The organism is Nitrogeniibacter mangrovi, from assembly GCF_010983895.1.
In the GTDB taxonomy this organism is placed as follows: Bacteria; Pseudomonadota; Gammaproteobacteria; order Burkholderiales; family Rhodocyclaceae; genus Nitrogeniibacter; species Nitrogeniibacter mangrovi.
Map to the genome: position 1 here is coordinate 396,040 of NZ_CP048836.1, position 17,290 is coordinate 413,329.

The window sequence follows — 17,290 nt, forward strand, 5'->3', positions numbered from 1 at the left end:
CGCCCCTGCGGGCGAGGCGGGACAACAAGGAGTAAGGCAGCGTGCAGCAGACAACGGACGGCTTCGATTGCGACGTGCTGGTCATCGGTGGCGGGCCGGCCGGCTCGACGGCGGCGGCCATGCTGGCCGGGCAGGGCCATGCCGTGGTGCTGCTGGAGAAGGCCCATCATCCGCGCTTCCACATCGGCGAATCGCTGCTGCCGGCCAACCTGCCGCTGTTCGAGCGCCTCGGCGTCGCCGACGAGATGCGCGCCATCGGCATGGTCAAGCGTGGCGCCGAGTTCGTCTCTCCCTGGCATGAACACCGCCAGGTGTTCCAGTTCGCCGACGCCTGGGACAAGTCCATGCCCTTCGCCTATCAGGTCAAGCGCGCCGATTTCGACCATGTGCTCATCCGCAACGCGGCGCGGCGCGGCGCCGAGGTGATCGAAGGCTGCAAGGTGCACGCGGTGGATTTCCTGCCCGATGGCGGCGGCGCCGAGATCCGCGCCGCCCACGACGATGGCCGCGAGCAGCAGTGGCGGGCGCGCTTCGTGGTCGACGCCTCCGGCCGGGACACCTTCATCGCCAACAAGCTCAAGGCCAAGCACCGCAACCCGGACCACAACAGCTCGGCCATCTATGCCCATTTCGCCGGCGCCAGACGCCACGACGGCGACGCCGAGGGCAACATCACCATCTTCTGGTTCGAGCACGGCTGGTTCTGGTTCATTCCCCTGCGCGACGGTGTCACCAGCGTGGGTGCCACGGTGTGGCCGTACTACCTCAAGCAGCGCCGGGGCACGATGGCCGAGTTCTTCATGGAGACCATCGCCCTGTGCCCGGCGCTCGCCGAGCGCCTCGCCGGCGCCGAGCGGGTGACCGAGGTGGAGGCCACCGGCAACTTCTCCTACGTGACCGACCACACCCATGGCGACAACTACGTGCTGCTCGGCGACGCCTTCGCCTTCATCGACCCGGTATTCTCCTCCGGGGTGATGCTCGCCATGCAAAGCGCCATGATCGGCGCCGAGGCCATCGACACCAGCCTGCGCCAGCCGGCCAGACGCGCCCAGGCGCTGGCCCGTTTCGACAAGCTGATGCGCCACGGGCCGAAGGAATTCGCCTGGTTCATCTACCGCATCACCTCGCCCACCATGCGCGAGCTGTTCATGGGGCCGCGCAACCTGCTGCGCATGCAGGAGGCGCTGCTGTCGCTGCTCGCCGGCGACATCTTCGGCAAGACCCCGATCTGGCCGTCGCTGTACGCCTTCAAGGTGCTCTACTACACCATCTGCCTGTTCAGGCTGCCGCGCACGATCGCCGCCTGGCGCCGGCGGCGCATCAACATCCGGCCGGTGGACGGACTGGGCCTCGAGGATCGATGACGGCGCGCGTGATCCACTGGCTCGGCGCGCATGACGCGCTGCCGCCCGGGCGCAACCTGCTCGGCGGCGTGGCCTACGGTGGCGGCGATGCGTGGGGCGGGCCCGGGCCGGTGCTGCCGGTGGATGTGCCGGTTCTCGACGGGGAGGCCGCCGCGGCCAGCCTGTGGCTCACCGATGCGCCGGTGCGCACCGGTGACTACGGCCCGGTCCGTTTCGCGCGCACCGACGAGCTGATCTTCGGCGTCCTGCGCATCGACGAGGCGAACATGGGCGATACGCTCGAGGCGGCGACGCGCGACGCCTACACCGCGCTGTTCCAGACCCTCGACGCCTGTGGCTATCCGACCCTGATGCGGGCCTGGAACTACCTGCCGCACATCAACCGCGAGGACGGTGGCGTGGAGCGCTACCGCCGCTTCAACGCCGGCCGCCAGGCCGCGTTCAGCGCCAGCCGGCGCCCGCTCGCCGGCAAGGTGCCGGCCGCCTGCGCGCTCGGTACCGGCGGAGGCGAGCTGTCGATCGCCTTCCTGGGCAGCGTCAATCCCTTCGTGCCGGTGGAAAATCCGCGTCAGGTCAGCGCCTATCACTATCCGCCCGAATACGGCGAGCGCAGCCCCACCTTCTCGCGTGCCGGGCTGGCCCGCATCGGCGGGCGCGATGCCCTGCTGGTGTCGGGCACGGCCGCCATCGTCGGCCATCGCTCGTTGCACTCGGGCGATGTCATGGCCCAGGCCGACGAGACCCTGGCGAACCTCGCGGCGGTGGTCGAGGCCGCCAACGCCTATCCCGGCGCGCGCCGTCACGCCATGGACGCGCTCGACTACACCGTCTATGTCCGCCATGCGGCAGATGCCCCCGCCGTTCTGGCGCGGCTGCGTGCCGCGGTCGGGGCCGGCGCGCGCGTGGTGTGCGTGCAGGCCGATGTGTGCCGGGCGGAACTGCTGGTCGAGATCGAGGCCATGGGCGGGCTGGACGCCAAGGAGACGCCATGATGCGGAACGCACATCTGCTCGGCGCCCTGATGGTGCTGGTGACGGGCACGGCCGCGGTGGCCGCCGAGAAGCCCCTGTGGGAGCTGGGTCTGGGCGTCGGCGCGGTGAGTTTTCCGGACTACCGCGGCAGCGACCGCCAGCGCCTGCATCCGGTGCCGATCCCCTACGTGATCTATCGGGGCGACTTTCTCAAGGCCGACCGCAAGGGGGTGCGCGGGGTGTTCTTCGACACCGACCGCGTGGAGCTGAACGTGTCCCTGGCCGCCTCGGTGCCGGTGAACAGCGACGGCAACGACGCCCGCCGCGGCATGGCCGACCTCAAGCCCACGGTCGAGATCGGCCCCTCGCTCGACATCGCCCTGTGGCGCAGCGACGACCGCCGCGCCCAGCTCGACCTGCGCCTGCCGCTGCGCTGGGCCACGATCGTGAGCGGATCGCCGCGCGACGTCGGCCTCGTGTTCAGCCCGCGCATCAACCTCGACGTGCGCGATCCGCTCGGCTACGCCGGCTGGAACCTCGGCCTGCTGACCGGCCCGATCTATGCCGACGCGCGCAACAACGCCTATTTCTACGACGTGACGCCAGCCGATGCGACCGCCACCCGGCCCGCCTACGCGGCCGGTGGCGGCTATGGTGGCACCCAGTTCCTCGCCGCCCTGTCCAGGCGCTACCCGCGCTACTGGATGGGCGCCTTCGTGCGCTACGACACCCTGCGCGGCGCGGTGTTCGAGGACAGCCCGCTGGTGCGTCGAGACTCGGCCTGGGCGGCTGGCTTCGGCATCGCCTGGATGCTCGGCGAGTCGAGTCGCCGGGTCGAGGCCGAGGACTGATCCGGTGCCGGCATGAGTCACACGGTGCTCCCCCTGCTCGTCGGCCTGCGCGAACGGCTGCGCTTCCACGCCGGGCTGGGCATGCTCGGCGTGCTCGGGCTGGGCTGGTTTCCGCTCGCGAGCCTGCTGCATCTGGTCCTGCCCGCGCGCCTGGGGCGGCCATTGGGGCGGCGGGCGATCCGCTTCGGCTTCGATGTTTACCTGCGCTGGCTCAGTCTGATCCGGGCCTGCCGCTTCGAGCTCGACGCCCTCGACGCGCTGCGTGACGGCGGCCCGCTGATCCTGGTGGCCAACCACCCCTGTCTGATCGACGCGCCGCTGATCCTCTCGCGCCTGCCGGACGTGGCCTGCGTGATGAAGACCGCGCTGATGCGCAACCCGCTGTTCGGCGGCGCGGCGCGCCTGGCCCGCTATGTGCGCAACGAGCCGTCGGTGGGCATGGTGCTCACGGCGGTGGAGAACCTGCGCGCCGGCAGCCACCTGCTGCTGTTTCCGGAAGCCACCCGCACCGTCGCCAAACCGCTCAACCGCTTCACGCCAAGTACCGCGCTCATCGCCCAGCGCGCGCAGGTGCCGGTGCAGACCCTGATCATCGAGACCGATTCGGCCTTCCTGTGCAAGGGCTGGCCGGTGTTCCGCCAGCCGCGCATGCCGATCCGCTACCGGGTGCGCCTCGGCGAACGCTTCGACCCGCCCGGCGACGTGGCCGAATTCACCGCCCGCCTCGAGGCCTACTTCACCCGCGCGCTGGCCGAATCCGCCATGGCGCCCCCCGTGCCCTGTCCATGATGCCGCCGTCCACCACCCATCTCGTCGTCATCCCGAGCTACAACCCCGGCCGCGTGGTGTTCGACACCGTGCGCGCCGCGCGGGCGCACTGGGCGCCGGTGTGGGTGGTCGTGGACGGCAGCACCGATGGCACCGGCGAACAGCTCGAGGCCCTGGCGGCGGCGGACGATGGCCTGCGGGTGCTGCGCCTGGCACGCAACAGCGGCAAGGGCGCGGCGGTGCTCCATGCGCTCGATGCGGCTGCGGCCGAGGGCTTCACCCATGTGCTCACCATGGATTCGGACGGCCAGCACCCGGCCCATCTCATCGGCGAATTCATGGCCGCCTCGCAGGCCCGGCCGGAGGCCATGATCCTCGGCAAACCGGTGTTCGACGCCAGCGCGCCGCTGCTGCGGGTGCGGGGACGCAAGGTGTCGAACGCCTGGGCCGACCTGGAGACCCTGTGGGCCGGGATCGGCGATTCGCTGTACGGCTTCCGCGTCTATCCGGTCGCGCCGCTGCGCGCGATCATGCACGGGCAACGCTGGATGCGTCGCTTCGATTTCGACCCCGAGGCGGTGGTGCGCCTGGCCTGGCGCGGCGTCAGGCCGCTCAACCTGACGGCGCCGGTCAAGTACCTGAGCGCGGCCGAGGGCGGGGTGTCGCACTTCAACTACTGGCGCGACAACAAGCTGCTCACCTGGATGCACACCCGGCTGTTCCTGGGTTTCCTCTTGCGCCTGCCGGTGCTGGCGTGGCGGCGCCTGCGCGGCTAACGGCTCAGGCGCCCGTACCAGGCCAGCGACCCCCAGGCACCCAGCCCCCCCAGGACGAGGCCGCCGAGCATGTCGATGGCCACGTGCTGCTTGATCGCCAGGGTCGAATACACGATGGCCACGCCCCATAGCAGATTGGCCAGGCGCAGCGCGCGCGGCGCGCCCACTTCCGCCAGCAGCCGATGCAGCCACAGGCCGGAGAACAGCGCGGTGGCCACATGCATCGACGGGCAGGCGTTGCCGGTCGCGTCGATGCCCTGCAGCAGGGCCATCTCCGGCGTGTTCGCCAGATCCACCAGATGGGGCGGGACCGCCGTGGGCCAGAGCACGAAACTGCCCAGACCGAGCACGCACACCGCGCCGATGGCGATGCCGTAGCCCACCAGCGCGCGGCGCGTCTCGATGAAGGCCGGCGGCAGCGACACATACAGCCACAGGGACAGGTAGGCGGGCAGCCACACGGTGGAGAAGGGCACGGCGCGGTCCAGCGCGGTCAGCGGCATCACGGTGGGCGGGACGCGCGGATTCTCCAGCAGCCAGAAGTAGGCGACGAAGAAGGCGGTGATGTAGACCGTGGTGCCCACGGCCTTGAGCGGGGCATGGCGGCGGGTGCGCGCGAACAGGCGCCCGAACCAGCCCGGGGCGGGCAGCGCGGCGGTGGCGACGGTGCCGGCCGGTCTCAAATCATCCCGCCATTGACGGAGATGATCTGCCCGGTGATGTAGGCGGCCTGGTCGGAGGCCAGGAAGCCCACCAGGTCGGCCACTTCCTCGGGCCGGCCGGCACGCTTCATGGGCACCAGGCGGGCGAGGGTCTCGGGTGGGAAGCTGCCCGCACTCATGTCGGTCTCGATCACGCCCGGCGCCACCGCATTGACGGTGATGCCGCGGCTGGCCAGCTCCAGCGACAGGGTCCGGGTGGCCGAATGCAGGGCGCCCTTGGCGGCAGCGTAATTGGTCTGCCCCCGATTGCCGGCGATGGCCGCCACCGAGGTGATGGTGATGATGCGCCCCCAGCGGGTGCGGATCATCGGCATCGTCAGCGGCTGGGTGACATGGAAGAAACCGTTGAGGTTCACGTCGATCACCCGCGTCCATTGGGCGTCGGACATGCCGGGGAAGACCGCGTCGTCATGGATGCCGGCGTTGTTCACCAGGATCTGCACCGGGCCGCCCTCGAGCAGGCTGTCGATCGCCGTGGCAGTGGCTGCTGCATCGGTGACGTCGAAGCAGACCACCTCGGCCGAGCCGCCTTCGGCCCGCAGCGCCTCGGCCAGGGTATCGGCGGCCTCGCGATGGCGGTTGGCATGGATGAGGACATGGCAGCCGTCGGCGGCGAGGCGGCGGCAGATGGCGGCTCCGATGCCGCCGCTGCCGCCGGTGACCAGGGCGCGCCGGCTCATGCCGCGTCTCCGGCTGCGCCCGGCAGCCGGGGGGCGACGATCACCGCGGCGCGGCCGCGCAGCAGCACCTGGCCGTCGGCGGAGACCTCGAAGCGGTAGAGGATGGTGGACTCGTTGCCCGACAGGCGCTCGGCCTCCACGCACAGCGGCGCGTCGATGGTGTCGAGCCGGTCCACGAGCAGCTCGACCCCGCGCACGCTGGCGAGGAAGCCCACGCGGGGGCGCTCGGTCGGCGGCTGCAGGATGGCGCCGTGCACGGCCATGGCCTGGGCGGCGTACTCGACGCCCACCGCGGCGCCGAGGCGCTCGCCGTTGCGCAGCGGATGGGCCGGATCGCGATGACTGCTGGCGCGACAGCGAATGCGCGCCTCGTCGCAGGCCTCCACCGTGTCGAGCAGGCACATGCTGCCGGTGTGGGGAATCCGGGTGGCGATCCAGTCGCGGTCGTGGATCGGCGCGCTCACGCGGCGGCCTCGATGTCGATGCCCAGGTGGCTGCCCGCCAAGTGTTCGAGCACGCAGCGCTGGCGGTGGCCGCCGTTGAGGATGCGGGCCACGCCGGCGAGCAGGGGCAGGGCGCGGCCGGTGGGAATGCCGGTGCGCAGATGCTCGAGCCGGGCGTCGGCCAGCGTGCTTGGCGTGGTGTCCTCGATCTGCATCGTCAGCCGGGCGATGTCGTTCCAGCCCGGCATGCGCGCCAGCACCAGGCCCACGCCCATGGCGTCGACAATCGGGCGTGCTTCGCTGAGGGGGTGGGGATAGGGCGCGTCGTAGCTCACCAGCAGGATCTGCTCCAGCCCCTCGGCCTGCAGCTGCACCACCGCCTCGAGCAGGCCGGCGGCGAAGCTGCCGTCGTAGGCCGACACGATGGTGGACGGGGCCTGGGCACCGGTGGCGATGCCCCAGTAGCCGGAGGCGGCGTTGTTGACCGAGTTGTGGAAGCGGGTCGGCGAGATCAGCCGGTCGTCCGAGGCCAGGGTCTCGCAGATGGCGTGGCAGTTGTCGCCATCGCCGCCCGAGGAGGCGAACACCGAGCTCAGCGTCGCCGGATCGACCGTGGCCGCGGCGCAGGTCTGCAGGCCGGTGGCGATGGCGAGCTTGACCACCTTGCCGACCCGGCGCCGTTCCGCGGGTGGCAAGGCGCTCAGCGCCGGGATGACCGTGGGGGTCGCCTCCGGCGCCGTGCGCGTGCTCAGACGGGCGAGCAGCGCGGGCCAGTCGTCGAAGCCCGGGCCGATGGCGCCGACGGCGCGCAGGCTGGCGTGCAGGGTGCTCATGCGTCCTCCCGGGCCAGGATCAGGCTGGCGTTGGTGCCGCCGAAACCGAATGAGTTGGAGAGCACGCGGGTGAGCCGGGCCGGTTCGCTGGTGCGCTGCAGCCGGATCGGGATGGCCGGGTCGGGGGTTTCGAGCCCCACGTTGGCGGGCAGCAGGCCGTCGTTCAGGGCGATGGCGCAGATGACCGCCTCCAGGCCGCCGGCGGCGCCCAGGGTGTGGCCGGTGGCGCCTTTGGTGGAACTGGCCGCTACCCGGTCGCCGAACAGCGCGGCGACCGCCGTGCCCTCGGCGGCGTCGTTGCTGGGGGTGCCGGTGCCGTGCAGGTTGATGTAGTCGATCCGGTCGGCCGTCAGACCGGCCCGGGCCAGCGCGGCGCACATGGCCTGATGGGCGCCACGGCCCTCGGGGTGGGGCGAGGACATGTGGTGGGCGTCGCTCGATTCGCCATAGCCGAGCAGGACGATGCGATCGTCCGCGGCGGTCGGTTCGCGGGTGAGCAGGCCGAAGGCGGCGGCCTCGCCGATGGAGATGCCCTTGCGCCCGGCGTCGAAGGGGCGGCACGCCTGCGGCGCGGTCAGCTCCAGCGAGTTGAAGCCGTACAGGGTGGTCAGGCACAGGGAGTCGACCCCGCCGACGACGGCGGCATCGACGACGCCGGTGGCGATCATGCGCTGGGCGGCGGCGAACACCTTGGCGCTCGACGAGCAGGCCGACGAGACCACGAAGGCGGGGCCATGCAGCCCGGCGGCGGCGCGCACGAAGTCGGCCACCGAAAACACGTTGTGGCTGCCCTGGTAGTTGTAATCGGCCGGCAGGGCGCCCGAGGCCGGATCGCGCCGACGATACGCCTGCTCGGTATCGAGGATGCCGGCGGTGCTGGTGCCCAGGAACACGCCGATCCGCTCCGGCCCCCAGCGGTCGGCGGCGGCGCGTACGGCCTCGAAGAACCCGTCCTGCTGCAGGCCCAGCCACGCGAGGCGGTTGTTGCGGCAGTCGAAATGGGCCAGATCCGGCGGCAGCCGTACCCGGTCCACGTCGGGCACCTCCCCGATCCAGGTGGCCAGGTCCACGGTCTCGAACGCGCAGGGTGCCAGGCCGCTGCGCGCGGCCGACAACGCGGTGCGCATCGGCGCCAGGCCGGTGCCGATGCAACTCGTTGCGGTGTAGTGACTCAGGTGCAGGGGTTTCACGGCGCGGGTCATCGGTGGGTGTGTGCGCATTCTAGCAAAGCACCCCGCGGGCATCGTGTCGATCGGGCGTGGCGCGGGCGATCAGCAACACGTTGGCGAATGGCGTGCCCCGGCTCATCGGTGCGATCTCGACGGTGAAGCCGCGGGCTTCGAGCAGATCGATCCAGGCGGCGAGCGGACGGGGGTGCAGGCCCGTCGGGCGCCGCCCGCGCGCGAGCAGGACGGCCCGGTCGGTCAGGTCGGCGATGCGGAAGCGCCAGCCGGCGTCGGCATCGCCGACCCGCAGCATCAGGACGCCACCGGTGTCGAGGGCACTACGCGCCTTGTCGATGGCCGCGACCTGGGCGTCCGGATCCATGTAATGCAGCACGTCGAGCAGCATGACGCGGTCGGCGCGACCGAAGGCCGCCGTGCGCAGATCGCCCCGCTCCACCCGGGCATCGGGCGGCAGCGCTCCTGCGCTGCGACGGACCTCGCGCAGGTCCAGTTCGATACCGCGATAGTGGCTGAAGCGGGCAACCGCGGGCCAGTGCGCCGGCAGCGCGCCGGTCGGCTGCAGATGGGCGGCGGCGTCCAGCCAGTTGGCCAGCAGGCCCTGGCCGCAGCCCAGGTCGAGGATGCGGGTGGGGGCGGCGAACAGGCCCGTCTGGATCAGGCCGGCGAAGATCGGGTCGCAGGCGAGCTTGCCACGGGCGAAATGCCAGGCGAACGGGCCCCGGGGCCGGTAGGGGGCCGCGGCCCGCGCGACCAGCGGCGTCAGCGCGAAGCTCACCCGATGGCCTGCGACAGGGTGACCGGCGTGAGCCCGGCGGCGTCGCAGCGGGCGAGCAGGCGCGGCAGCACCGCCAGGATGACCGGCTCGCCGGTGGCCGCGCAGCGGGCGGCGTGGCCGTCGTGCAGCAGCAGGATGTCGCCCGCCGCCAGGTGCCGGGTCAGGCGCGCCAAGATCGTGTCGGCGTTCGTCTCGCGGGTGTCGAAGCCGCGCCGGGTCCAGCTCGCCAGGTGCAGCCCGAGGCGGGCCAGGACCGGTTCGAGAAAGGGGTTTCGCAGGCCCGCGGGGGCGCGGAAGAAGGCCGGCGCGCGTCCGCCCAGTGCGTGCAGGGTCGCCTGGGCGGCGCCGATTTCACGGGTCAGCGCGGCCGGGCCGAGCAGTGAGAAATGGTGGCGGTGGTGTTCGCTGTGGTTGCCGAGCTCATGGCCGCGGCGGACGATCTCGGCGATGAGCGCCGGATGCGCGCGCGCCCGGGTGCCGATGCAGAAGAAGGTGGCGCGGGCGCCGTGGGCCTCGAGCACGTCCAGCACCGCCGGCGTGACCGCCGGATCGGGGCCGTCGTCGATGGTGATGGCGATCTGGCGGCGGGCGGCGGCGGTGGCCGGCAGGCGGATCCGGTTGGGGCCCAGCCAGGTGCTGCGCGGCCACAGGCCGACGGCGGTGATGAGCCCGTGGTTGAGGATCACCGCGCCCAGCGCCCAGGGCCAGGCGGCCGGGGCGAGCGCTACGCCGGCGAGCGCCGCGACATGCAGCAGCGCCGAGCCCCACAGCAGCGCTCCGGGCCGCCACGGTCGCGGCGAGTTCATGGCCGCAGCCCCGTGGCGAGCAGGCGGTCCCACAGCTGTCGCCAGGTGGGCCAGTCATGGCCGCCGTCGACGGTGGCGACCCGGTCCGGCGGCAGCACCTCGGCCATGAGCGCATGGCCGGGGGCGAAGCGGTCCTGGCGACCGTAGCCGAGCCACACCGGCGGTGGCTGCCGGCGCGCCAGGGTCTGCAGCGCCCGCCAGCCGCGCAGCTCGCCCTCGTCCGGCGCGAGGCCGCCGGCGTCCCAGTGGCGCAGGCCGCCGGCCGCGGTGATGGCGCCGGTGATCATCCGGTTGCCCGGGTAGGGGGCCAGCAGCACGAGGCCGTCCACGCCGTCCGGGTAGGTGTCCGCGTAGGTCAGCGCGGTGAGTGCGCCGATGGAGATGCCGCCGAGCAGCAGGCGACGCACTCCGGCGCGCCGGGCCGGGGCGATCACGGCCTCATGCAGGGTGTGCACCAGGGCGCCGCTGGCCACCGCGTTCAGATCGGTCGGGTGGGTGTGCAGGTCCACCCCCGCGGCGCGGGCGGCGGCGTCGAAGCCATGGGTGAGGAAATCGGCGGGGGTGTCGTAGGCGCCGGGCAGCAGCACGACCCGGGTGTCGGCGGGGAGGCTCATGTGCGGCGCGGCCCCGTGGCCGGATGCATCAGCGCCGAGAACACCAGCGCCAGCAGCGCCCCCGGGCCGACCACGATGCCGATGGCGTGGAGCACCGGCACCGAGGACAGGGCGAGGATGCCGAAGCCGGCCAGGGTGGTGAGGTTGGCGACCACGAGGGAGGCCAGGGTGCGCAGCGAGGGGCCGTCGGTGCCGTGTTCGCCGGCATCGAAGAACAGGGCGTAGTTGGAGCCGACCGCCACCACCAGCAGCATGCCCACCAGGTGCAGCAGGGTGAGGCGCTCGCCGGCGAGACTGAGGGCGCCGATGACCACCAGCACCGTGGCCAGCAGCGGCAGGGCGAGGCGCAGCAGGCGCGCGGGGCTGCGCAGGGCGATGGCGAGCAGGATCAGGATGGCGAGCACGCCCCCGCCGGCGGCCGTGCGTGCCTCGTGCAGGTAGCCGGCGTAGAGCCGCTCCGACTCGGACTTGATGTCCACGAAGACCGCGTCGGGCACGCCGCTGGCCTCCAGTGCGGCGCGCACCGCCCGTGGATCGATGGGGTGGGCGTCGTCGACGGCACGCACCGGCATCAGGGCCCGCCAGGTGCTGTCGTGGTGGATCAGCATGGCGTCCACCGCCAGGGCCAGTGCGGTGCCGTCGAGGCTGGCGCGGGTGAGCGCTGGCGCGTGGCGCGCAGCCGCGACATCGTCGATGAAGGGCCCCAGCTTGTCGGCCCGCAGGGGCAGGTCGGCGGTAGCGGCCGCCAGCCGGGTGCGCAAGGTGTCGGCATCGGGCAGCGCGGCGATGCGTGCCGCCTGGGTGGCCCGACTGGGCAGGAAGCGCGCCGGGCTGTCGAAGCCGCCGATGCGCCCGTCGGCGGCGAGGCGGTCGAGCACCTTGCCGAGCCCCTCGGCGCGGGCCAGCGCGGTGTCGGCGTCATGCGCCGAGGCGACGACGAGGAAGCGCACGTCGGGAGCGGGCAGATCCTGGCGCAGGCGGGCGTCGAGTTGCTGGTCGGCTTCGGGGACCGGGCTGAGGGCGCCGAGCTCGTGGTGCCAGAGGTGGTCGCGATGGACATACAGCGTCGCCGCCGCCAGCGCACCGGCGACCAGGGGCAGCAGGCCCACCCGGCGGCTCCGGCCCATCAGCCAGCGCAGGCCGCGTCCCAGCACGCTCACGTCACGGATGGCAAAGCGCGCGGGGGTGAGGGCGGGTAGCACATAGCGGGTGGTCAGCACGGCCGTGACCAGGCCGGTCATGGAGAACAGGCCGACCTGGGCGAGGCCCGGGAAGCCGGTGACCAGCAGGGCGCCGAAACCGAAGACCGAGGTCAGCACGCCGAGGCGGATGGTGCGCCAGAAGCGTCCGGCATCGGCGCCGTCGCGCTGGATGAAGTAGTAGATGGCGTAGTCCACCGCCTCGCCGAGCAGAGGCAGGCCGAAGCCCAGGGTGATGCCATGGACCTGGCCGAAGCCCAGGCTCACCGCGCAGATGCCGGCCAGCGCGCCGGTGGCCACCGGCGCCAGCCCGAGCAGCAGCGCGGTGGGCGAGCGGTAGATGAGCAGCAGCAGGATGAGGATGAGGGCCGCGCCGGTGCTCGACAGGCGCGCCACCTCGTCCTTGATCGTGGCCCGGGCATTGACCGCGAACACCCCGGGTCCGGACACCAGCAGGCGCAGGTTTTCGTGCCCGGCGCCGGTGGTGAGCCGGGCGAAGGTGGCGCGCAGGGTGGCGATGGCGGCGGCCTGCCCGTCGGTGTCGGCGCCCGAGGCCGCGGTGGTCGCCAGCAGCAGGGTGCGGGCGCCGTCGCGCGAGGTCCACAGGCCCGCCTGCGTCGGCGCGTCGCGGTAGCGGCTGAAATGCTCGATCACCTGGAGTGTCTCGGCCGTCGGGTCGCGGGCGATGATGGGCTTGAGCAGCAGGCCGGCGGAGGAGGCGAGCAGGTCGATGCTCTCGGCGATGGCCGCATGCAGTCCGGCGACGCTGAAGCGCTCGGGGGTGACCGCCGGGCTGAGCCGGTAGCGGTGATCGAACAGCCAGCGCTGATCCTTGTCGGTGCCGATGGATTCGCCGTTGCTCACCGCGACGAAGGCGGGCGAGGCGCGCAGGGCGCCGGCCAGCGCCTGGGAGGCCTGCTTGCGCGCGCCGGCGTCACCGCCCTCGATGCCGATCAGGAGCATGCGCGAGGCGACGCCGTCGCGCAGCAGGTCCACCAGCAGCGCCTGCGCTTCGGTGGGGGCGCTGGGCAGGAAGGCGGACAGGTCGGCGGTGAAGCGGGTGCGCGAGACGCCCACGGCGCACACCAGCAGCACCAGCAGCCAGACGATGAGCGGGGTGCGCCGCTTCATGAGCCCGCCGCCGGGATCGGGGTGATGCGCATCTCGGAGCGGTCACCGTCGGCCTGCAGCACGCTCACGGTGTCGATCTGGCCGCCATGGCCCTCGATGCGGATGCGCACGACCAGGGCGGCGATCCGGGTGTCCGAGGGGGACAGGTCGAGGGTCCAGGCATGTTGCGAGCCGCTCAGGGTGAGCAGGTAGTTCCGCTCCAGGGCCGCGCGGTCGCCCGCCAGGGTGCTGCGGATGCTCTCGATCAGGGCGGCGGCGTCCGGGTAGTCGCGCAGGTCCATGTGCAGGCTGCCCGAGGGGCGGGTGAGGGTGAGCGCGTTGCCGTCGAGCACCATGGATTCGGGCCGCGGCGTGAGCGCATGGCGTTCCAGGTGGTCGGGACGGCGATACACCAGGGTGCCGGTGGACTCGACCGGGGTATCGAGAATGGCCAGGTATTTGCGCTCGGTGAAGTGCACCGTGCCGCCGGCATTCTGCGCCAAGGTGTGCATGAGGCGATCGACCGTCCAGCCGGTGGCGGCAGCAGCGGCGGTGGCGATCTGGAACAGCAGCGGAATCAGGATGAGGCGGCGGACGCTCATTGCGGGCGGGCGGACCAGAAGTCGAAGAAATTGAACCAGTTCAGCGGGGCTTCGCGGCAGCAGCGTTCGAGCTCGGCGGCATAGCGCGCCATGGCCGCATCGATGGCCGCCTCGCGCTGTGCCGGCGCGCACTCGCCGAAGTCGGCGATGGGCACGAAGCGGATCCGGTAGCGGTTACCGCCCAGGTACAGCCCGGCCATGAAGATGACCGGCTGGCGCAGCATGGCGGCCATGCGGAAGGGGCCGACAGGCAGGGCCGCGGGGTCGCCGAGCAGCGGCAGCCGGCGGGTCGGCTCGTCGCCCAGGCTGCGATCGGCGAGCAGGCCGACCAGGGCGCCCGCTTCGAGCGCATCGCGCACCTGCAGCATGGTGTCCACCCGCCCCAGGGGGATGATCTCGGGCCGTGCGGCGGGATTGATGGCTTCGAGGGTGGCGTTGATCTTGCGCGCGTTCTCTTCGTACATGGTCAGCGCGATGCGCTGGTCGGGCAGCTGGCGGCCGAGCGCCCGGGTGAGCTCGAAGCTGCCCAGGTGGGCGCCGAACAGCAGCGCGCCGTGGCCGGCGTCATAGCGCTGGCGCATCATCGCCTCGCCTTCGATCTCGATGCGGAACAGGTCGAAGCGGTCGTTGAGCAGGTAGATGCGATCGAGGATGGTGGCGGCGAAACTGAACAGGTGACGGCCGACGTCGCGCCAGCCCGCGGGGCGGCCGAGTGCGCGCGTCAGGTAGGCGCGCGAGGCGCGCCGGGCGGTGGCGCCGAAGCACAGGAAATAGCCGGTGATCGGCCACAGGACGAGACGGGCGACGCGCCGGCCCAGATGCAGCGCGATCCAGCGCATCAGCGCGAGGGCGAAGCGGTTGCTGCGCTCGGGCTGGTGGCGCCACGAGGCGCCCTGCGCCGGATCGGTGCGTGCGCTCACGTGGTGGCGGCCTGTGGCTGCAGGGTGCCGGCGGCGATGAGCTGGGCCTCGTGCTCGATGCGGAACTCGAGGCCGTTGGCCGCCGGGGTGAGGAGGATGCTCAGGGACATGTCCGGTGCGGCCGGATGCACGAACTTGGCGGAGCGCACCAGCCAGGCGGTATCCGGCTGCCATGCGCTGGCCTGGCGGATCACCTCGTCGAGCAGCAGCGCACCGGGCACGATGGGGTGGCCGGGGAAGTGGCCGGCGAACACCGGATGGTCGGCGGTCAGGGCGAACTCGGTGTGTCGGGGTGGGCTCATGGGGTGTCGGACTCCTCGGGGCCGGGGGTCTCGGCCAGCAGCCGGGCGCGTACGTCGCGGGGCAGCTTGCCGGTGGCGTTGCGCGGCAGCCGGTCGAGCAGGACCAGCGGCCGGGGCAGGAACAGCGGGTCGATGCGGGTGCGCAGTGCGGCGACGATCTGCGCCGCGGTGAGACCCGGGGCGACGACGAAGGCGGCCAGCCGGGTGATCTCCCGGCCGGATTCGTCCGGCAGATGGAAGGCACCGTCCTCGACGCCGTCGATGGCCTGCAGCTGGCGGTCGAGGTAGGCCAGCGAGCTGCGCTTGCCGGCGATGTTGATCAGGTCGGCGTTGCGGCCGACGAGGCGGAAGCGGCCGGGGCCGGTGAGCTCGATGCGGTCGCCCAGCGGGACCGGCTGTTCGATGTGCCCGCCCAGCGCCCAGGTGGCCGCGTCCCGGTCCTCCAGGCGGATGTCCGGGAACAGCTGCCAGGGCTCGCCGGCGGCCGTGCGGCGGGTGGCGATCTGGCCGGTTTCGGTGCTGCCGTAGATTTCCAGCAAGGGGCCGCCGAAGGCCGCTTCGGCCGCGCCGGCGAGATCCTCGTCCAGCGGGGCGGTGGCGCTGAGCAGCAGATCCGCCGGGGGCATCGCCTCGTCGGCACGCAGCACGGTGCGCAGGTGATGGGGCGTGGTCACGAGCAGGCGCGGCCGGGGCAGGGCCGCGAGCTGGGCGGCGATCTCGCTCGGGAAGAAGGCACGATCGGCGCCGAACGCGCCGCCGCCCTGGAGCGCGAGCAGGATGGTCGACTCGAACCCGTACATGTGCTGCGGCGGGACCGTGCCGAGCAGGCTGAAGGCCCCTTGGGCGCGTTCGGCCAGGCCCAGCTGACGGGCGGCGGCGCGGGTGTTGGCGACCAGCTTGCCCCAGGTCTTCAGGTGCGGGACCGGGGTGCCGGTCGAACCGGAGGTGAACACCCAGGCGATGGCCTGCTCGGGCGGGAGCGCCGGCACCGGGGGGGCGTCGTGCGTGTCGATGCCGGCCAGATCCGGAAAGGGGCTGTGCGGCAGGGCGGCGGCGAGGGCATCGTTTCCCTCACTGACCACGAAGGCATCCGGTGCGAACGCCGCCATGTGACGGACGGCCTCCGGGGTGTAGGTGGACGGCATCAGGTTGATCCGTCCCGTCATCATGCCGGCGGCGAGGGTGAGCGCGAAGTGGTAGCGGTCGCTGCAGGCATTGAGGATGTGGGTGCCGGCGGGGAAGCCCTCGGCCACCGCCCGTGCATGGGCAAGGAAACGGCGGCGGGTGACGGGCGCGCCGCCGCGCCAGGCGATGACGCTGTCGTCGTGCGGGTGGGTCAGCAGAGGCAGGCGATCCATGAGGCGGTGCCGCGCTCAGGGCTGACGGGGCGAGCCGGACGAGGTCGCGCGCAGGTGTTCGCGGTGCGCACTCCAGCGTTCGAAGGCCGGCCACGCGGAACGGATCGAGTCGACCAGGCCCGTCTGCAGTGCCGCGGGCAGCACACGCCGGCGCACCAGATACTCGATCAGGAACACCGCTGGAATGAGGATCGGCGTCAGCACGTTGGCGAACAGCGACCAGGAGGCGACGTGGCCGCTGAAGAAGAGCACCAGCGACGCCGCCGCCATGAGGCAGAAGACGGCGGTCCACGCCACGGTGACGCGGCGCGTGTAGCGCGCCAGCGGCGGCGCCAGGGGGCCGTGGACGGTTTGCGCGAACAGCGACACCATCGGCGTGCGACCCGCACCCAGGGTCCGCCCGAACAGGCCCGCCAGCGAGGCGAAGGTGCCGGCATGCTGGATCAGCTCGATGTAGGCGAAGCGGGCCGCGAGCACGTGCCGGAAACCGATGAGCAGGGCCAGTCCGGTCAGCCACAGCGCGAGTGCGACCCGTCGGTGCCGGCTCGTCCAGGCGAGCCACAGCGTGGTCAGCGCCATGGGCAGCAGCGCCAGCGCCGCCCCGGTCTGGCTCGGGGTGCCCGCGGCGGTGAAGTGATGGAGCAGACCGATGTAGAGCGCGATCAGCAGCCCGGCGACCACGGTCAGCAGCAGGTGCCTTGCGCGCGCGGTCATTTCGTCCGGTGGGTGGCCACGTAGTCGGTGAGGCTGCGCAGCGAGGCGAAGATCTTGACGTTGTCCTCGTTGTCGGCCCGCAGCGAAAAGCCGTAGCGTTTCGACAGCACCAGGGCCACTTCGAGGATGTCGATTGAGTCCAGGCCCAGGCCTTCGCCATAGAGCGGCGCCTCCGCCTCGATGTCGGCGGGTGCCATCTCCAGGTTGAGGGCGGCAACGATCTGTTCGGCCACTTCGAGGATCAGAGCGTCGTCGGCGGGGTGGTTTGCGGCGGTGTCGTTCATTCTGGGGT

General features: G+C 72.1%; 20 protein-coding genes. 5 read left to right on the forward strand and 15 right to left on the reverse strand.

Going from position 1 to position 17,290, the window contains the following annotated elements; all coding sequences use genetic code 11:
* Positions 1-41: 41 nt before the first annotated feature.
* Genes G3580_RS01750 through G3580_RS01770 form a run of 5 tightly spaced genes read left to right on the forward strand, consistent with a single transcriptional unit; the run spans position 42 to position 4,733 of the window.
* The gene (locus G3580_RS01750; protein WP_217424579.1) at positions 42-1,367 is read left to right on the forward strand and encodes an NAD(P)/FAD-dependent oxidoreductase; all 1,326 of its coding nucleotides are present in this window, start codon (positions 42-44) and stop codon (positions 1,365-1,367) included.
* Positions 1,364-2,359 carry a chorismate transformation enzyme, FkbO/Hyg5 family gene (locus tag G3580_RS01755; protein WP_173763629.1) on the forward strand — a complete coding sequence of 332 codons (996 nt, stop codon included), beginning with the start codon at positions 1,364-1,366 and terminating at the stop codon, positions 2,357-2,359. The genes G3580_RS01750 and G3580_RS01755 overlap by 4 nt, the downstream gene beginning before the upstream one ends.
* Complete coding sequence (locus G3580_RS01760) at positions 2,356-3,189, forward strand: MipA/OmpV family protein (RefSeq protein WP_217424580.1); 834 nt, start codon at positions 2,356-2,358, stop codon at positions 3,187-3,189. Before G3580_RS01755 ends, G3580_RS01760 begins: the two co-directional genes overlap by 4 nt.
* Positions 3,190-3,201: 12 nt before the next feature.
* Complete coding sequence (locus G3580_RS01765) at positions 3,202-3,978, forward strand: lysophospholipid acyltransferase family protein (protein ID WP_173763630.1); 777 nt, start codon at positions 3,202-3,204, stop codon at positions 3,976-3,978.
* Positions 3,975-4,733, forward strand: a complete 759-nt coding sequence (locus tag G3580_RS01770) for a glycosyltransferase family 2 protein (RefSeq protein ID WP_217424581.1) — start codon at positions 3,975-3,977, stop codon at positions 4,731-4,733. The genes G3580_RS01765 and G3580_RS01770 overlap by 4 nt, the downstream gene beginning before the upstream one ends.
* On the opposite strand, the gene G3580_RS01775 is transcribed toward G3580_RS01770, so the two are convergent.
* From G3580_RS01775 to G3580_RS01840, 15 genes are read right to left on the reverse strand one after another with little or no spacing between them, the layout of a single operon-like run.
* Complete coding sequence (locus tag G3580_RS01775) at positions 4,730-5,416, reverse strand: phosphatase PAP2 family protein (RefSeq protein ID WP_228720737.1); 687 nt, start codon at positions 5,414-5,416, stop codon at positions 4,730-4,732. The two genes, G3580_RS01770 and G3580_RS01775, sit on opposite strands and share 4 nt — an antisense overlap.
* Complete coding sequence (gene fabG / locus G3580_RS01780; RefSeq protein WP_173763631.1) at positions 5,413-6,135, reverse strand: 3-oxoacyl-ACP reductase FabG; 723 nt, start codon at positions 6,133-6,135, stop codon at positions 5,413-5,415. The genes G3580_RS01775 and fabG overlap by 4 nt, the downstream gene beginning before the upstream one ends.
* Entirely contained in the window at positions 6,132-6,599 is a 468-nt protein-coding gene (locus G3580_RS01785; RefSeq protein WP_217424582.1) for a 3-hydroxylacyl-ACP dehydratase, read from the reverse strand. Before G3580_RS01785 ends, fabG begins: the two co-directional genes overlap by 4 nt.
* Positions 6,596-7,411, reverse strand: coding sequence for a beta-ketoacyl synthase chain length factor (locus G3580_RS01790; protein WP_173763632.1), 816 nt, complete (start codon positions 7,409-7,411; stop codon positions 6,596-6,598). Before G3580_RS01790 ends, G3580_RS01785 begins: the two co-directional genes overlap by 4 nt.
* The gene (locus G3580_RS01795) at positions 7,408-8,601 is read right to left on the reverse strand and encodes a beta-ketoacyl-[acyl-carrier-protein] synthase family protein (protein WP_228720738.1); all 1,194 of its coding nucleotides are present in this window, start codon (positions 8,599-8,601) and stop codon (positions 7,408-7,410) included. The genes G3580_RS01790 and G3580_RS01795 overlap by 4 nt, the downstream gene beginning before the upstream one ends.
* A gap of 31 nt (positions 8,602-8,632) precedes the next feature.
* A complete protein-coding gene (locus tag G3580_RS01800) occupies positions 8,633-9,373 on the reverse strand; it encodes a class I SAM-dependent methyltransferase (RefSeq protein WP_173763634.1) in 741 nt (246 codons plus the stop codon).
* Complete coding sequence (locus tag G3580_RS01805) at positions 9,370-10,179, reverse strand: polysaccharide deacetylase family protein (protein WP_173763635.1); 810 nt, start codon at positions 10,177-10,179, stop codon at positions 9,370-9,372. The genes G3580_RS01800 and G3580_RS01805 overlap by 4 nt, the downstream gene beginning before the upstream one ends.
* The gene (locus G3580_RS01810) at positions 10,176-10,793 is read right to left on the reverse strand and encodes an alpha/beta fold hydrolase domain-containing protein (protein ID WP_173763636.1); all 618 of its coding nucleotides are present in this window, start codon (positions 10,791-10,793) and stop codon (positions 10,176-10,178) included. Before G3580_RS01810 ends, G3580_RS01805 begins: the two co-directional genes overlap by 4 nt.
* Positions 10,790-13,123, reverse strand: a complete 2,334-nt coding sequence (locus G3580_RS01815) for an MMPL family transporter (protein ID WP_173763637.1) — start codon at positions 13,121-13,123, stop codon at positions 10,790-10,792. The genes G3580_RS01810 and G3580_RS01815 overlap by 4 nt, the downstream gene beginning before the upstream one ends.
* Positions 13,120-13,704, reverse strand: coding sequence for a LolA-related protein (locus G3580_RS01820; protein WP_173763638.1), 585 nt, complete (start codon positions 13,702-13,704; stop codon positions 13,120-13,122). Before G3580_RS01820 ends, G3580_RS01815 begins: the two co-directional genes overlap by 4 nt.
* Positions 13,701-14,624, reverse strand: a complete 924-nt coding sequence (locus G3580_RS01825; protein ID WP_228720739.1) for an LpxL/LpxP family acyltransferase — start codon at positions 14,622-14,624, stop codon at positions 13,701-13,703. Before G3580_RS01825 ends, G3580_RS01820 begins: the two co-directional genes overlap by 4 nt.
* A complete protein-coding gene (locus G3580_RS19765; RefSeq protein ID WP_217424583.1) occupies positions 14,621-14,926 on the reverse strand; it encodes a hypothetical protein in 306 nt (101 codons plus the stop codon). The genes G3580_RS01825 and G3580_RS19765 overlap by 4 nt, the downstream gene beginning before the upstream one ends.
* The gene (locus G3580_RS01830; RefSeq protein WP_217424584.1) at positions 14,923-16,284 is read right to left on the reverse strand and encodes an AMP-binding protein; all 1,362 of its coding nucleotides are present in this window, start codon (positions 16,282-16,284) and stop codon (positions 14,923-14,925) included. The genes G3580_RS19765 and G3580_RS01830 overlap by 4 nt, the downstream gene beginning before the upstream one ends.
* Before the next feature lie 15 nt (positions 16,285-16,299).
* Complete coding sequence (locus G3580_RS01835; RefSeq protein ID WP_173763639.1) at positions 16,300-16,998, reverse strand: COG4648 family protein; 699 nt, start codon at positions 16,996-16,998, stop codon at positions 16,300-16,302.
* Positions 16,995-17,282, reverse strand: coding sequence for a phosphopantetheine-binding protein (locus G3580_RS01840; RefSeq protein ID WP_173763640.1), 288 nt, complete (start codon positions 17,280-17,282; stop codon positions 16,995-16,997). Before G3580_RS01840 ends, G3580_RS01835 begins: the two co-directional genes overlap by 4 nt.
* Positions 17,283-17,290: the final 8 nt, after the last annotated feature.

Bases quoted from the DNA above. Each gene is read 5' to 3' on its own strand.
- G3580_RS19765 (WP_217424583.1), bottom strand. From the start codon at position 14,926: ATGAGCCCACCCCGACACACCGAGTTCGCCCTGACCGCCGACCATCCG.
- G3580_RS01790 (WP_173763632.1), bottom strand. From the start codon at position 7,411: ATGAGCACCCTGCACGCCAGCCTGCGCGCCGTCGGCGCCATCGGCCCG.
- G3580_RS01765 (WP_173763630.1), top strand. From the start codon at position 3,202: ATGAGTCACACGGTGCTCCCCCTGCTCGTCGGCCTGCGCGAACGGCTG.
- G3580_RS01810 (WP_173763636.1), bottom strand. From the start codon at position 10,793: ATGAGCCTCCCCGCCGACACCCGGGTCGTGCTGCTGCCCGGCGCCTAC.
- G3580_RS01805 (WP_173763635.1), bottom strand. From the start codon at position 10,179: ATGAACTCGCCGCGACCGTGGCGGCCCGGAGCGCTGCTGTGGGGCTCG.
- G3580_RS01830 (WP_217424584.1), bottom strand. From the start codon at position 16,284: ATGGATCGCCTGCCTCTGCTGACCCACCCGCACGACGACAGCGTCATC.
- fabG (WP_173763631.1), bottom strand. From the start codon at position 6,135: ATGAGCCGGCGCGCCCTGGTCACCGGCGGCAGCGGCGGCATCGGAGCC.
- G3580_RS01820 (WP_173763638.1), bottom strand. From the start codon at position 13,704: ATGAGCGTCCGCCGCCTCATCCTGATTCCGCTGCTGTTCCAGATCGCC.
- G3580_RS01770 (WP_217424581.1), top strand. From the start codon at position 3,975: ATGATGCCGCCGTCCACCACCCATCTCGTCGTCATCCCGAGCTACAAC.
- G3580_RS01755 (WP_173763629.1), top strand. From the start codon at position 1,364: ATGACGGCGCGCGTGATCCACTGGCTCGGCGCGCATGACGCGCTGCCG.
- G3580_RS01835 (WP_173763639.1), bottom strand. From the start codon at position 16,998: ATGACCGCGCGCGCAAGGCACCTGCTGCTGACCGTGGTCGCCGGGCTG.
- G3580_RS01815 (WP_173763637.1), bottom strand. From the start codon at position 13,123: ATGAAGCGGCGCACCCCGCTCATCGTCTGGCTGCTGGTGCTGCTGGTG.
- G3580_RS01760 (WP_217424580.1), top strand. From the start codon at position 2,356: ATGATGCGGAACGCACATCTGCTCGGCGCCCTGATGGTGCTGGTGACG.
- G3580_RS01840 (WP_173763640.1), bottom strand. From the start codon at position 17,282: ATGAACGACACCGCCGCAAACCACCCCGCCGACGACGCTCTGATCCTC.